The sequence below is a fragment of the Cryobacterium tepidiphilum genome, assembly GCF_003716325.1.
GTDB classification, from domain to species: Bacteria; Actinomycetota; Actinomycetes; order Actinomycetales; family Microbacteriaceae; genus Cryobacterium; species Cryobacterium tepidiphilum.
Genome location: NZ_RDSR01000005.1, coordinates 62,615 through 76,206, shown reverse-complemented (window position 1 = coordinate 76,206; position 13,592 = coordinate 62,615). Strand labels below are relative to the sequence as shown.

Below are 13,592 nucleotides of genomic sequence, written 5' to 3'. Positions count from 1 at the left end.
AGAACTTAGTACTATGTCGGGATCGGCTGGCCGATGATTCAACTGATCGATGATGATGTGAGGACGACATGGGCACCCGAGCCACTGACGAAGCGACGGACGCGACTCAGGAACGCGACCACACGGCTGCCGCCCGCACGGGAACGGCCATGGTCGGGCTGGAGAGCGTCAACAAGCACTTCGGCGACCTGCACGTTCTGAAGGACATCAGCCTCGAGGTGCAGCCGCGGGAGGTCGTGGTCGTGGTCGGCCCGTCGGGATCGGGCAAGTCGACGCTCTGCCGGGCCATCAACCGCCTGGAGACCATCGACTCCGGTGAGATCCGGATCGACGGCAAGAAACTGCCGGAGGAGGGCGCGGCCCTCGCCGACCTGCGGGCTGACGTCGGCATGGTGTTCCAGTCCTTCAACCTGTTCGCCCACCGCACCGTGCTCGACAACCTGACCCTCGCCCCCACCCGCGTGCGCAAGACGAAGCGGGCCGTCGCCGAAGCCGAGGCCATGGCCCTGCTCGACCGGGTGGGCATCGCCGGGAAGGCGCACCACCTGCCCGCGCAGCTCTCCGGTGGACAGCAGCAGCGCGCGGCGATCGCCCGGGCCCTTGCCATGCACCCGAAGGTCATGCTCTTCGATGAGCCGACGTCGGCGCTCGACCCCGAGATGGTGGGCGAGGTGCTCGAGGTCATGGTCTCCCTCGCGAGCGAGGGCATGACGATGATCGTCGTCACCCACGAGATGGGCTTCGCGCGACGTGCCGCGGACCGCGTCGTCTTCATGGACGCCGGGCAGATCGTCGAGCAGAACACGCCCGCCGAATTCTTCGACTCCCCCCAGACCGAGCGAGCCCGCTCGTTCCTGGCATCCGTCTTGCCCCATTGACCCACCGCACACCCCACACCAGGAAGATAGGAAGAACCATGTCAGTCTCCACATCCATGCGCAGGAAGCTGCCGGTAGCGGGAGCCGTTCTCGCAGCGGTCGCGCTCACCCTCACCGCCTGCTCCAGCGGCTCGGGCAGCGTTCCCGGCGAAACGAGCGGTTCCGGCAGCACCGACGCTGCGACCAGCTCGCTCTTCGACGGCGCCCCTGTCGCCGACGACACGCTGATCCTGCCCGACTCCACCATGGCGAAGATCAAGGAGCGCGGAAAGCTCATCGTCGGCGAAGCCCTCGACGCGCCCCTGCTCTCGCAGCAGGACCCCGCGAACCCCGAGAACGTCACGGGCTTCGATGCCGCGCTGGCCAAGCTGCTGGCGATCTACATCCTCGGCAAGCCCAACGTCGAGATCGTGCCGCCGGCATCCGAGACCCGCGAAGCCCTGCTCGCCAACGGAACCGTCGACGTGGTCTTCAACACGTACACGATCACCGAGGAGCGCGCCAAGCAGATCTCCTTCGCCGGCCCGTACTTCAGCTCGGGCCTGGCCGTCGCCGTCAAGGCGGACAACACCGACATCAAGGGCATCGACGACCTCGGCGGCAAGACCGTGATCGTGGGCGCCAACACCCCGGCCGTGACCGAGGTGCCCAAGCAGCAGCCGACCGCCAAGCTCGTGGACTTCGCCACCGACCCGCAGGCCGTGCAGGCGCTGCTGCAGGGACGCGGCGACGCCTACGTGCAGGACTACACGCTGCTGGCCAGCGATGCCGCCGCGAACGACAAGCTCAAGGTCGTCGGCCAGCCGTTCACCAAGGAGCCGTACGGCATCGGCCTCAAGCACGGTGACGATGACTTCAAGGAGTTCATCAACACCTGGCTGACCACCATCCAGGACAAGGGCCAGTGGGGCCAGGCGTGGAAGACGACCCTCGGCACCGTCGTCGACTCCGAGATCCCGACCCCGCCGGCCATCGGCTCGGTTCCCGGTTCCTGACCGTCGACCACTGACCACCAGGCGGCAGCGCCAGCGAACGGCACGTGATGAATATTCTGAGTGAGAACCTCGGGCTCCTGCTTCAGGCGCTCGGTACGACGGTCATGATGACCGTGGTGGCCGGAATCGGCTCCCTGATTCTCGGGGTGCTGGTGACGGTGGCCCGGGTGAGCCCGATCCCGATCCTGCGGGCGGCCGCCTTCTGCTACGTGCAGTTCTTCATCAACGTGCCCTTGCTGGCGCTGCTGCTGCTGGCGGTGTTCGCCCTCCCCGACGCGGGCCTCATCATGCCGCTGACGCCGACGGCGATCATCGTGCTCACCGTGTACGAGGCGGCCTACGTCGCCGAGGCGGTGCGCAGCGGCGTCAACACCGTCGCGGTCGGCCAGGTGGAGGCCGGGCGCGCGCTCGGCCTCTCCCTCGGCCAGTCCATGCGGCTGGTCGTGATCCCGCAGGCCCTGCGGGCCGTCGTGCAGCCACTCGGCAACGTCATGATCGCCCTCGCGATGAACACGGCACTGGCCGCCGTCGTCGGCGTGGTCGAGCTCACCTCCCGGGTCAACAAGGTCAACCTCGTCTACGCGCAGCCGATCGAGATCTTCACCGCCGCCGGACTCGTCTACATGGCCATCGCCCTGGCCATCGGCCTGGCCGCCGGCCGGGTCGAACGAAAGGTGGCGATCGTCCGATGAGCCGCTCCCCCCACTACGCCGCCAGCTTCCTCTACGAGAAGCCGGGCCCCCGCGGCCGACGCAACATCCTGATCGGCTCGGTCATCAGCGCCCTGGTCCTCGCCGCGATCGTCGGCCTCGGACTCTGGCAGTTCGGCTCCCACGGCCAGCTCGACGCCGACAAGTGGCTGCCGTTCACCGAATGGGCCATCTGGCAGTACCTCTTCGTCGGCCTCGGCGGAACGCTTCTCGCGGCCGCGATCGTCGCCGTGCTCGGCTCACTGTTCGGCGCGGTACTCGCCCTCGGCCGGCTCAGCCGGCTGCGCGTGCTCCGTTGGCTGAGCACCGGCTACATCGAGGTCGCCCGCACCGTCCCGGTGCTGCTTCTGATCTACCTGATGCTGTTCGGCCTGCCGCAGCTCGGCATCAACTTCCCGACACTGTGGAAGCTCGTGATCCCGCTGACCATCGCCAACGCCGCCGTCTTCGCCGAGATCGTGCGCGCCGGCATCCTGAGCCTGCCCGCCGGCCAGTCGGAGGCGGCACTCAGCCTGGGCCTCCGCGGCGGCCAGGCCATGCGACTCGTGGTGCTGCCGCAGGCGCTCCGCAATGTCACCCCGTCGCTCGTGAGCCAGCTGGTCAGCCTGCTGAAAGACACGTCGCTGGGCTACATCGTCGCCTACACGGAGCTGCTCTACCGCGGCCAGGTGCTCTCCGCGTTCAACCACCTGCTGATCCAGACGTTCCTCGTGGTCACCCTGATCTACCTGGTCTTCAACGGCAGCCTCTCCGCCCTGGCCTCCCGCCTGCAGCGCCCCGGCCGCCGTCGGGCGCCCATCGCGGTGCCGCTGCCCGTGCCCGGAGCGTCTGTGCCCCATACCGAGAAAGAAACCCATGCCTGATTCGTCGTCCTCCACCACCGACACCGGCCCCATTCCCGGCTACGCCGAGCTGGCGGAGGTGTGGCGCTCCGGCATGATCGAGAGCCGCCACTTCGGCTCCCTCGTCGCGCTCGACGCCGCCGGGCATGCCGTGCTCGACGTGGGTGCGACGGATGCCGAGATCCTGCCGCGCTCGACCGTCAAGCCCCTGCAGGCCCTCGCCTGCCTCACGGCCGGAGCGCCGCTCGCGGGCGTGGAGCTCGCGATCGCGGCCGGCAGCCACACCGGTGAAGACGAGCACGTGCGAGTGGTCCGAGCGATCCTCGCCCGAGCGGGCCTTGACGAGTCGGCTCTCGGCTGCCCGGCCGACCGGCCCGAGGACGAGGCCACGTTCGAGGCGATGATCCGCGCCGGCGAGGGGCGCTCCCCCATCCGCATGAACTGCTCCGGCAAGCATGCGGCGATGCTGCTGGCCTGCGCCGTGAACGGCTGGTCGACCCACGATTACCTCGACCCGGGGCATCCGCTGCAGCAGCACGTTCGCACCACGATGGCCGAGCTCACCGGCGTGCCGGTGACGCACACGGCGGTCGACGGATGCGGGTTGCCGCTGTTCACGACGACGGTGCGCGGCATCGCGGCCGCGTTCCGCGCGCTCGTGCTGGCCGCGCCCGACGAACCGGCCGGCGCCGTCGCCGCCGCGATGCGCGAGCACCCCTTCTACGTGGGCGGCAGCGGACACCAGAACTCCGAACTGATGTCGGCGCTCCCCGGCGTGCTGGCCAAGGGCGGCGCCGAGGGCGTGATCGGCGTGGCCGGGCCCGACGGCTCGGCCGTGTCGATGAAGATCATCGACGGGAGTCCGCGGGCCACGACCCTCATCGCGCTGCGGGTGCTGGAATTCCTCGGCATCCCGACGGCCGGTGCCGCGTCGCTCAGCGTGCTCCCCGTGCTCGGCGGCGGCGTGCCGGTGGGCGAGGTCGTGCCCGGCAGCGACCTGGTGGCGGCGATCGACGGCGCACGCGCGTGACCGTGCTCGAGGTGTGCCTGGACGACATCCAGGGCGCGGTGATCGCGGAGCGCTGCGGCGCCGACCGCATCGAACTGTGCGCGAACCTGGGCGCCGGCGGCACGACCCCGAGCATCGGCACGGTGAGCACGGTGCTCGGCAACGTGCAGCGGATCGGCGTGCAGGTGCTCGTTCGGCAGCGGGAGGGCGACTTCGTGTACTCGGCCATGGAGGTGGACGCCATGTGCGCCGACATCGAGGCCATCCGCGCGCTCGGGGCCCCGCACGGGGTCGAGGTGGGATTCGTCATCGGCGCGCTCACGCCGGAGGGCACCATCGACCGGGATGCCGTCTCGCGGCTGATGCGGGCGGCCGGCGCGGCATCCGTCACGTTTCACCGGGCGTTCGACCAGGCCCAGCACACGGGCGAGGCCCTCGAGACGCTCATCGACCTCGGCGTGGCGCGCGTGCTCACCTCGGGCGGCGCCCCCACCGCCGAAGCGGGCGTCGGCGCGCTCGCCAGTCTGGTCGAACAGTCCGCGGGCCGGATCACGATTCTCGCCGCAAGCGGCATCCGACCGCACAACGCCGCGTCGATCGTCGCCCGGAGCGGTGTGACCGAGGTGCACCTGCGTGCGGGAGCCGCCACCGCGAGTGCCGGCGCTCCGAACGAGTACGATCCCGGGTCCCGGATGACGACCTCCCCGGAGATGATCGAGGCGATGCTGCGTGCACTCGGCCGGAGGACTGCGCTGTGACCGGGTCGGTCGTGCTGGCCGTCGACCTCGGCGGGTCAGCCATGAAGGGCGCGGTCATCGGCGAGAACGGCGAGGTGATCGCTTCGGAGACGCGCGCCACTCCCCGGCTGCAGCTCATCGACGCTCTCGTCGAGCTGCTCGAGGCGCTCCGGCGCGCGGCCGGCGACCGCGGCTACCGCGTGGTCGCCGCCGGCGTCGTCACGCCGGGAATCGTGGACGAGGACACCGGCGTGGTGCTCTACGCCTCGAACCTGCACTGGCGCGATGTTCCGCTGCGGGGCCTCCTGGCCGAGCGGATGCCGTTCCCGGTCGCGATCGGACACGACGTGCGAGCCGCGGGGCTCGCGGAGCAGCTGCTCGGAGCGGCCCGCGGGAGCGACGACTTCGTGCTCGTGACCATCGGCACGGGAGTGGCGGCCGCGCTCATCACGGCCGGTCACACCATCACCGGGGCGGCCGGCGCGGCGGGCGAGTTCGGCCATATCCCCGTTGTCCCCGGCGGGGAGGTGTGCGCCTGCGGGCAGATCGGCTGCCTCGAGGTGTACGCGTCGGCGGCCGGCGTGACCCGGCGCTATGCGGCGCTCGGCGGCGCCGCACGGTCTTCACGCGAGATCGTCTCGCGCCTCGGATCCGATCCCCTCGCCGACGCGGTCTGGGCCGACGCGACACGGGTGCTGGCACAGGGGCTGGCGATCATGACGCTCCTGCTCGACCCGGCTGTGGTCGTGCTCGGCGGCGGGTTCTCCCAGGCCGGCAGCGCGTTGCTCACCCCGGTCACGGCGGGCCTGGCCGCCGGGCTGGCGTGGCGTGAGGCGCCCGAAGTGCGGCTGTCGCACCTCGGCGGGAACGCCGGGCGCACGGGTGCCGCGATCCTGGCCTTCCGGGCCGCTGGCCGGGGCGCCGTCGTCGACGGATGGCCCCCGGCGGATTAGCAGGCCGTTGGCGCCGGCGACTACAGGCTCCGGCCGTCCTCCCAGAGGCGGTCGGAGGTGCCGCTGACCAGCGCCGCGGCCGACAGGGCCTGCGCGTCGGTGAACGAGGCGATGTAGTCGACGACGGCACGCGCGCGACCGAGCCGGAGCAGGTCGGGCTGCCGGGCACGGCCGCCGAGACCGGGCACGTCCCGGCCCAGCTGCAGGTACTCCTCTGTCGTCGCGGCGACGAAATCGGTGAGCCGGCGCGGCGCGCGGGCGGCGTCATCGGAATCGTTCAGCCACGCCCAGAGCCCATCGACGAGCGACTCGATCACGCGCGCCTGGCCGCGCTGGTAGATGGCGAGGTCGGGGCGGTCGAGCACGAAGCGGGAGTGCACGAACTTCAGCACGACCACGTCATGCCAGGCGTCCTGCGCCAGCCGCACGTGGCCGCTGCGCACATCGGGGTGCCGCTCCAGGCAGATGGAGCCCTTGAGCCGGTTGATCCAGTGCCGGGTGAAGGCGGCGATCGCGTGGTCGGCGGCCATCCCGCCGTCGTAGGGCACCGACAGCAGACCTTCGACGAGGCCTTCCTGCACCCGGATGACGGCGTCCCGGAACGCATCCTGGTGGGCGAGCCAGGCATCCTTCTCCTCCGCCCGCCGCCAGGCGAGCTCGAGGGAGTAGCCGGGTGAGCGGAACGAGGCCTCGAGGTCGTCGATGGAGACCTCGGCCAGGCTCACCTGGTTGGCGAGCCAGCCGTCGAGCTCGGCGGCCACGGTGGTGTGCTGCAGCACCCCGGCCCGGTAGAAGTCGTCGAGGTCGTGCACGGCGTAGGCGATGTCGTCGGCGAGGTCCATCACCGAGCACTCCACCGTCTGCTGGTCGGGAGCGATTGCGGGGTACGCGCGCTTCACGGCGGCCATCTCGGCGGCGTTCAGCGCGTACGCCGAGAACTTCTGGGCGCCCTCGTCGGGGTCGGTCCCCACGCCGCGCGGCAGCAGGCGGGCGGGGCCGGTCAGCTTGCCCTGCCACTGGTCGCGCGTCCACGGGTATTTCAGCACCGCGGCCCGCACCGCGGCCGTGAGGTTCAGCCCGCGCACGGTGGCGTCGCAGGTGTCGAGCGTGGTGAGAATGCGGAAGGTCTGCGCGTTGCCCTCGAAGCCGTCGGGCAGGCCCAGGCGCCCCCGCGCCAGCCGGTCGAGGGTCTGTTCGCCCAAGTGCCCGAACGGCGGGTGCCCGAGGTCGTGCGCGCTCGCCGCGGCCTGCACCACCACGGGATCGCAGCCGCCGAGCTCGGCGAGCAGCGCGCGGGTCTCGCCGGTTCCGGTCTCGAGATCGACGGCGATCGACCGGGCCACGGCCGAAACCTTGAGCGAGTGGGTCAGCCGGTTGTGGATCACCGTGCCGGAGCCGGCCTGCGGGATCACCTGCGTGACGGCGGAGAGCCGGGAGAGATAGGGCGAGAAGCGGATGCGCTCCAGGTCGACCCGGAACTCGTCCTCACCCAGCGTGGCCGCGTCATCCGCCGGCTCGGGCACGAGCCGCTGCCGGGTGGCGTCAACGGGGCTGTGGGACGTGCGGTTCTCCATCCCACCGATTCTGCCCCACGCCGGGCTAGGCACCGTCACGCCCCAGCGTGCGTTGCAGGATCTGCACGGTGCGCGCGAGGTAGTCGGTGATCGCGGCCTGCTCCGCGTCGGTGTAGCGCGACAGGAGCGCGTCGGTCTCCCCGATCATCGGCAGCAGCCGCGCCATCGCCCGCCGCACGGACTCCTCCCGGGGTACGACGAGCAGGCGGCGGCGATCGCTGGGGTGCGGCTGCCGGGTCACGTGGCCCACCTTCACCAGGCGGTCGACGGCCATGGTGGCCGCCGCGGTGGTGATGCCGAGGCGCGCGGCGATCTCGCTCGGGCTGAGCGGCCCCGACTGGATGAGATGCTGCATCGCATCGAAATCGGTCGGGTTCACGTCGAGCTCCTCGGCCAGCTGCTTCTCCACCTCGTCGTTGAGCGTGAGGATGCGGCGCAGCAGCAGCGACGCCTCGTGCATCTCCCGGCGGTCCGCCCGCCCCGCGTCATCCATTGCCCCAGAGTATCGCTTCCCTAACCCACTTGATAGCTAAGGAACTTAACAATATGCTGGCCGCGAGGCGTGACGGGGCGGAGGAGGAACGGATGCGCGGACGACGGATGCGATGGATGCGGGCGGTGGTGCCAGCGCTGCTCATCGTGGTGTGGATCGGGATCGCGGGCGTCGGCGGCCCCTACTTCGGCCGAGTCGCCGAGGTGTCGAGCAACGACCAGACCAGCTACCTGCCGGCGAGTGCGGATGCGACACAGGTGCAGCAGTTGCTGCCCGCGTTCGCGGGGTCGAACCGCATTCCGGCCATCGTGCTCTTCGTGCGCGACGGCGGGCTGACCGGCGACGACCTCGCCGCCATCGCCGCGGCGGCAGGGGACTTCCCGGCGATCGACGGGGTCGGCTCCGATGTGTCGCCGCCCGTGCCATCCGAGGACGGCGAGGCAGCGGAGGTCTTCGTCCCCCTCGACCCCGGCGACACGCTCACCGACACGGTCGAGGAGCTGCGCGCATCCGTCGCCGACGCCGCGCCCGCCGGTGTTACCGCGTACGTCACCGGGCCGGGCGGCTTCACCGCCGACCTGGTGGATGCCTTCAGCGGCATCGACGGCATCCTGCTGCTGGTGGCCCTGGTCGCCGTGTTCGTGATCCTCATCGTCGTGTACCGGTCGCCGCTGCTGCCGCTGATCGTCCTGGCGAGCGCGATGTTCGCGCTGTGCGCGAGCATCCTCACGGTGTGGTGGCTCGCGAAGGCCGGCGCGGTGCAGCTGAACGGGCAGGTGCAGGGCATCCTGTTCATCCTCGTCATCGGAGCCGCCACCGACTACGCCCTGCTCTACGTATCGCGCTACCGCGAGGCGCTCCGCGACCACGAGCACCACTGGGATGCGACCGTCGCCGCGCTCCGCGGGGCCCGCGCTCCGATCCTCGCGTCGGCGGGCACCGTGATCGCCGGCCTGCTCTGCCTGCTGTTCAGCGACCTCAACAGCAACAAGGCACTGGGCCCGGTCGCGTCGATCGGCATCGTCTTCGCCCTGCTGGCGTCCCTCACGTTCCTGCCGGCGGTGATGATGCTGGCCGGTCGGGTGGCGTTCTGGCCGGTGCGGCCCCGCTTCGGCTCCGCCCATCCCGTGCTCACCGGCGCGAACGCCACCGGCCTCTGGCCGCGCCTCGGGCGCGCCGTCGCCCGCCGGCCGCGCACGATCTGGGTCACTTGCACGCTCGTGCTGCTCGCGGCATCAGCCGGCCTGTTGCAGCTGAAAGCCGACGGCGTGCCGCAGAGCGACCTGATTCTCAGCTCCTCCGAGGCGCGGGCCGGGCAGGACGCGCTGGGCCGGCACTTCCCCGGCGGGTCGGGCAGCCCGGCGCTCGTCGTCGGGCCCGCGTCGGACCTCGCCGATATGGCGGCCACCGCGCTCGGCACCGACGGGGTCAGCAGCGCCTCAGTGCTCTCGGAGGGCTCCCCCAGCGGCACCCTGCCGGTGACCGCCGACGGCGTGCAGCCGATTCGACCCGGCGCACCTGCGGGTGAGCCGACGGTCGTCGACGGCCGGGTGATGCTGCAGGTGACGCTGGCGGATGCTGCCGACTCGGCCGCCGCGGAGCACACGGTGGGCGAGCTGCGTGCCGCCTACGGCGACTCATCCGTTCTGCTCGGCGGGGTGACGGCCACCGCCGTCGACTCGAACGCGGCGTCCATTCACGACCGCACCCTGATCATTCCCCTCGTGCTCGTGGTGATCCTGCTGATCCTGATGCTGCTGCTGCGCGCGGTGGTCGCCCCGGTGCTGCTGGTGCTGAGCGTGGTGGTCTCGTTCGCGGCGTCGCTCGGGGTGTCGGCGCTCGTCTTCGACCACCTGTTCCACTTCGCCGGCGCCGACCCGGCCGTGCCGCTGTACGGGTTCGTGTTCCTCGTGGCGCTCGGCATCGACTACAACATCTTCCTTATGACGCGGGTGCGCGAGGAGTCGCTGCAGCACGGCACCCGCACGGGCGTGCTGCGGGGACTCGCCGTCACCGGGTCGGTGATCACGTCGGCGGGTGTCGTGCTGGCGGCGACCTTCGCGGCGCTCGGCGTGATCCCGATCCTGTTCCTCGCACAGATCGCCTTCATCGTCGCCTTTGGCGTGCTGCTCGACGCCCTGCTCGTGCGCTCCCTGCTGGTTCCCGCGCTCTGCTATGACCTCGGCCGCGCGGTCTGGTGGCCGTCGCGGCTCGCCCATCGCTGATTCAGGAGATTCGACTCCGCCGCGCCGCGGACCGCGCAGCTCCTCCTGTTCCTCCTGAACCAGTTGCCCTGGAAAATGTGTCTAGCGCCAGCCGAGCGCGGGGGCGACGTGGGTGAGGATGGCCTCCAGCACGTGCGCGTTGTAGTCCACGCCGAGCTGGTTGGGCACCGTGAGCAGGAGGGTGTCCGCAGCGGCGATCGCCTCGTCGCCACGGAGCTGCTCCACGAGGGCGTCGGGCTCGTCGGCGTAGGAGCGGCCGAAGACCGAGCGGGTGTTGTCGATGAAGCCGACCTGGTCCTCCCGCTCGCCGCTGCCGAGGAAGTACCGGCGGTCCCGGTCGTCGACGATGGCGAAGATCGACCGCGACACCGAGACGCGGGGCGTGAAGCCGTGGTCGTGCTTCGCCCACTCGTCGCGGAACGCCTCGATCTGCTTGCGCTGCTGAACGTGGAAGGGCTCACCGGACTCGTCGTCCTTGAGTGTCGACGACATGAGGTTCATGCCTTTCTCGGCCGCCCAGCGTGCGGTGGCGTCCGAGCCGGCGCCCCACCAGATGCGTTCCCGCAGGCCCTCGGAGTACGGCTCGATCCGGAGCAGGCCCGGCGGGTTCGGGAACATGGGTCGCGGGTTCGGCTGCGCGAACTGCGCACCGGAGAGCACCTCCAGTGCGACGTCGGTGTGCCTGCGCGCCATGTCGGCCTCGGACTCGCCCTCCGCGGGCTCGAAGCCGAAGTACCGCCAGCCGTCGATCACCTGCTCGGGTGACCCCCGGGAGATGCCGAGCTGGAGCCGGCCGCCCGCGATGAGGTCCGCGGCGGCGGCATCCTCGGCGAACGCCAGCGGGTTGGCGTAGCGCATGTTCGTGTTATGGCTCTCGTTTTCTCGGTCCGCGTCCCTCTACAGGTACCGGCAGACCTGGTCTGGGCTGCATGTGTCGGGGTCCGGGTGCGCGGCGTCGTGCCGGAGGTCGGCGATGGTGCCGTGCAGGGCGGTGAGCTGGGCGATCTGCTGCTCGATCTCGGCCAGGCGCGCGTCGAGGAGGTCTCGCACGTGCTCGCAGGGCGCGTGGCCGCTGTCGCGGATGTCGAGGATTTGGCGGATCTGGGCGAGGGTGAGGCCTGCGGCCTGGCCACGGTGAACGAAGTCGATCCGGGCGACGGCGTCGGGCGCGTAGTCGCGGTACCCGGATGGCGTCCGGTCGGCCGGGGGCAGCAGTCCCTGCTCTTCGTAGAACCGGAGCGTCTTCGAGGTGGTGCCCGCGCGTTCGGCGAGTTCTCCGATGCGCATTGCGGCCTCCGATCATTCGGCAGGGGCCACGCTTGACCTTCCCCTGCACTGGAAGGTCCAGTATGGCTGAAACGGAACAGAAGTCCAAGCCTTGACGGGAGCAGCGATGCCTACGAAGTACGATCTCGCCATCATCGGATCGGGCGGCGGAGCGTTCGCCGCCGCGATTCGCGCGACCATGCTCGGGAAGTCGGTGGTGATGATCGAGCGTGGCACGCTCGGCGGCACCTGCGTGAACACGGGCTGCGTGCCGTCGAAGGCCCTCATCGCCGCCGCCGATGCACGGCACGTCGCCGCCGACGCCGCCGACCGGTTCCCGGGGATCGCGACGACGGCAGGCCCAGTGGACATGCCCGCGCTGATCGCCGGGAAGCAGGCGTTGGTCGAGACGATGCGGGGCGAGAAGTACGCCGACGTCGCCGATTCATACGGGTGGCACGTCCGGCGGGGAGACGCCGGGTTCGCGGGCACCCCGGACGCGCCGGTGTTGGAGGTCACCGCCGCAGACGGAGCGGTCGAGACAATCGAGGCCGAGCACTACCTGGTCGCCACCGGTGCGCGGCCGTGGGCTCCGCCGATCGACGGCCTGGACGAGGCCGGGTACCTGACCTCGACCACGGCGATGGACCTGACCGAGGTCCCCGAGTCGATGCTGGTGCTCGGCGGCGGCTACGTCGCCCTGGAGCAGGCGCAGCTGTTCGCCCGCCTCGGCTCCCAGGTCACCGTGCTGGTGCGGTCCCGGCTCGCGTCGAAGGAGGAGCCGGAGGTGTCCCGGACACTGCAGGAGGTGTTCGCCGACGAGGGCATCCGGGTGGTCCGCCGCGCGGTGCCGACCCGGGTGTCCCGGGACGCGGCGACCGGGCAGGTCGTGGTTACCGCGGACGTGTCCGGCGGCTCGCAGGAGTTCCGCGCCGACCAGGTGCTCGTCGCCCTCGGACGCCGTCCCGTCACCGACGGCTTGAACCTCGATGCGGTCGGGGTGAAGACCGGGGACTCCGGCGAGGTGGTCGTCTCCGACCATCTGCAGTCGTCGAACCCGCGGATCTGGGCCGCGGGCGACGTGACCGGGCACCCGGAGTTCGTCTACGTCGCGGCCCACCACGGCACCCTCGTCGCCGAGAACGCGTTCGCCGACGCCGACCGGTCCGTCGACTACTCCCATCTGCCGCGGGTGACGTTCACCGGACCGGCGATCGGCGCGGTCGGGATGACCGAGAAGGAGGTCGTCGCCGCGGGGATCCGCTGCGACTGCCGCGTGCTGCCCCTGGAGTATGTGCCCCGGGCGGTGATCAACCGCGACACCCGCGGGTTCATCAAGATCGTCGTGAACGCCGATACGAGCGAGATCCTCGGCCTCACCGCCGTCGCCAAGGACGCCGGGGAACTCGCCGCCGCAGGCGTCCACGTGCTCGGCAAGACCATCGCCGAAGTCGCCGACGCCTGGGCCCCCTACCTGACCATGACCGAAGGCATCCGGATCGCCGCGAAGTCCTTCACCACCGACCCGTCACTGCTCTCGTGCTGCGCATGAACGGCAACGCATGCAATCGGGGAGATCTCATCCGGAAGAGGTGCAGACGATGAGCGCCGATCACGACCGCGACGAACGGCGCGCCGGTCCCATCGTCGCCGCAGGGACCGGGCTGCTCCTACTGGCATGCTGCGCGCTTCCGTTGCTGCTCTGCTGCGGCCTGCCGCTCATCGCGGCGGGCGGAGCACTCGCAGGCGTCGGAGGGCTCCTCGGCAATCCCTGGATCATCGGTGCCGGGATCGCCGTCGCGATGGCCGTCACGGCCGGGATGCTCGTCAGGCTACGGCGGCGGCACCGAGGCCGCAGGACTGGCTGCTGCGAAAATCCTTCGACTGCTGATCGGAACCGGTAGCTCGAT

Annotated in this window: 13 protein-coding genes and 1 pseudogene; 10 read left to right on the top strand and 4 right to left on the bottom strand. The window is 70.7% G+C overall.

Annotated features, from left to right (window positions below; translation table 11 throughout):
- Positions 1-149: 149 nt before the first annotated feature.
- From EEJ31_RS04610 to EEJ31_RS04580, 7 genes are read left to right on the top strand one after another with little or no spacing between them, the layout of a single operon-like run.
- Entirely contained in the window at positions 150-878 is a 729-nt protein-coding gene (locus tag EEJ31_RS04610) for an amino acid ABC transporter ATP-binding protein (RefSeq protein ID WP_123045185.1), read from the top strand.
- A 38-nt stretch (positions 879-916) separates the two neighbouring features.
- Positions 917-1,873 carry a glutamate ABC transporter substrate-binding protein gene (locus EEJ31_RS04605; RefSeq protein ID WP_123045115.1) on the top strand — a complete coding sequence of 319 codons (957 nt, stop codon included), beginning with the start codon at positions 917-919 and terminating at the stop codon, positions 1,871-1,873.
- A 47-nt stretch (positions 1,874-1,920) separates the two neighbouring features.
- Complete coding sequence (locus tag EEJ31_RS04600) at positions 1,921-2,565, top strand: amino acid ABC transporter permease (protein ID WP_123045114.1); 645 nt, start codon at positions 1,921-1,923, stop codon at positions 2,563-2,565.
- Positions 2,562-3,446, top strand: coding sequence for an amino acid ABC transporter permease (locus EEJ31_RS04595; protein ID WP_123045113.1), 885 nt, complete (start codon positions 2,562-2,564; stop codon positions 3,444-3,446). Before EEJ31_RS04600 ends, EEJ31_RS04595 begins: the two co-directional genes overlap by 4 nt.
- Positions 3,439-4,455: an asparaginase gene (locus tag EEJ31_RS04590; protein WP_123045112.1), complete on the top strand. Its 1,017-nt coding sequence runs from the start codon at positions 3,439-3,441 to the stop codon at positions 4,453-4,455. The genes EEJ31_RS04595 and EEJ31_RS04590 overlap by 8 nt, the downstream gene beginning before the upstream one ends.
- Positions 4,452-5,192, top strand: coding sequence for a copper homeostasis protein CutC (locus EEJ31_RS04585; protein ID WP_123045111.1), 741 nt, complete (start codon positions 4,452-4,454; stop codon positions 5,190-5,192). The genes EEJ31_RS04590 and EEJ31_RS04585 overlap by 4 nt, the downstream gene beginning before the upstream one ends.
- Positions 5,189-6,124, top strand: a complete 936-nt coding sequence (locus EEJ31_RS04580; protein WP_123045110.1) for an ROK family protein — start codon at positions 5,189-5,191, stop codon at positions 6,122-6,124. Before EEJ31_RS04585 ends, EEJ31_RS04580 begins: the two co-directional genes overlap by 4 nt.
- A 20-nt stretch (positions 6,125-6,144) precedes the next feature.
- Here the strand turns inward: EEJ31_RS04580 and EEJ31_RS04575 are convergent, their stop codons facing one another.
- Together EEJ31_RS04575 and EEJ31_RS04570 are read right to left on the bottom strand one after the other, a co-directional pair.
- Entirely contained in the window at positions 6,145-7,698 is a 1,554-nt protein-coding gene (locus tag EEJ31_RS04575; RefSeq protein ID WP_123045109.1) for a deoxyguanosinetriphosphate triphosphohydrolase family protein, read from the bottom strand.
- 25 nt (positions 7,699-7,723) lie between these two features.
- Positions 7,724-8,191, bottom strand: coding sequence for a MarR family transcriptional regulator (locus EEJ31_RS04570; protein WP_233563729.1), 468 nt, complete (start codon positions 8,189-8,191; stop codon positions 7,724-7,726).
- Positions 8,192-8,244: 53 nt separating this feature from the next.
- On the opposite strand from EEJ31_RS04570, the gene EEJ31_RS04565 reads away from it, so the two are divergent.
- Positions 8,245-10,416, top strand: a complete 2,172-nt coding sequence (locus EEJ31_RS04565; protein WP_233563728.1) for an MMPL family transporter — start codon at positions 8,245-8,247, stop codon at positions 10,414-10,416.
- Positions 10,417-10,497: 81 nt separating this feature from the next.
- Here the strand turns inward: EEJ31_RS04565 and EEJ31_RS04560 are convergent.
- Positions 10,498-11,277, bottom strand: a pseudogene (locus EEJ31_RS04560) (LLM class flavin-dependent oxidoreductase); the annotation flags it as partial.
- A gap of 36 nt (positions 11,278-11,313) precedes the next feature.
- Positions 11,314-11,703 carry a heavy metal-responsive transcriptional regulator gene (locus EEJ31_RS04555; RefSeq protein WP_042529932.1) on the bottom strand — a complete coding sequence of 130 codons (390 nt, stop codon included), beginning with the start codon at positions 11,701-11,703 and terminating at the stop codon, positions 11,314-11,316.
- A gap of 106 nt (positions 11,704-11,809) precedes the next feature.
- Here EEJ31_RS04555 and merA point away from each other — a divergent pair, with 106 nt between their 5' ends.
- A complete protein-coding gene (gene merA, locus EEJ31_RS04550) occupies positions 11,810-13,234 on the top strand; it encodes a mercury(II) reductase (RefSeq protein ID WP_061225165.1) in 1,425 nt (474 codons plus the stop codon).
- A 49-nt stretch (positions 13,235-13,283) separates the two neighbouring features.
- On the top strand, positions 13,284-13,586 hold the full coding sequence (locus EEJ31_RS04545; RefSeq protein ID WP_081275423.1) for a hypothetical protein: 303 nt from the start codon (positions 13,284-13,286) through the stop codon (positions 13,584-13,586).
- The last annotated feature ends 6 nt before the right edge of the window (positions 13,587-13,592 follow it).

Excerpts from the sequence above, each read along its gene's own strand:
- EEJ31_RS04545 (WP_081275423.1), top strand. The coding sequence starts at position 13,284 with ATGAGCGCCGATCACGACCGCGACGAACGGCGCGCCGGTCCCATCGTC.
- EEJ31_RS04570 (WP_233563729.1), bottom strand. The coding sequence starts at position 8,191 with ATGGATGACGCGGGGCGGGCGGACCGCCGGGAGATGCACGAGGCGTCG.
- EEJ31_RS04605 (WP_123045115.1), top strand. The coding sequence starts at position 917 with ATGTCAGTCTCCACATCCATGCGCAGGAAGCTGCCGGTAGCGGGAGCC.
- EEJ31_RS04565 (WP_233563728.1), top strand. The coding sequence starts at position 8,245 with ATGCTGGCCGCGAGGCGTGACGGGGCGGAGGAGGAACGGATGCGCGGA.
- EEJ31_RS04590 (WP_123045112.1), top strand. The coding sequence starts at position 3,439 with ATGCCTGATTCGTCGTCCTCCACCACCGACACCGGCCCCATTCCCGGC.
- EEJ31_RS04575 (WP_123045109.1), bottom strand. The coding sequence starts at position 7,698 with ATGGAGAACCGCACGTCCCACAGCCCCGTTGACGCCACCCGGCAGCGG.
- EEJ31_RS04600 (WP_123045114.1), top strand. The coding sequence starts at position 1,921 with ATGAATATTCTGAGTGAGAACCTCGGGCTCCTGCTTCAGGCGCTCGGT.
- EEJ31_RS04555 (WP_042529932.1), bottom strand. The coding sequence starts at position 11,703 with ATGCGCATCGGAGAACTCGCCGAACGCGCGGGCACCACCTCGAAGACG.
- merA (WP_061225165.1), top strand. The coding sequence starts at position 11,810 with ATGCCTACGAAGTACGATCTCGCCATCATCGGATCGGGCGGCGGAGCG.
- EEJ31_RS04610 (WP_123045185.1), top strand. The coding sequence starts at position 150 with ATGGTCGGGCTGGAGAGCGTCAACAAGCACTTCGGCGACCTGCACGTT.
- EEJ31_RS04595 (WP_123045113.1), top strand. The coding sequence starts at position 2,562 with ATGAGCCGCTCCCCCCACTACGCCGCCAGCTTCCTCTACGAGAAGCCG.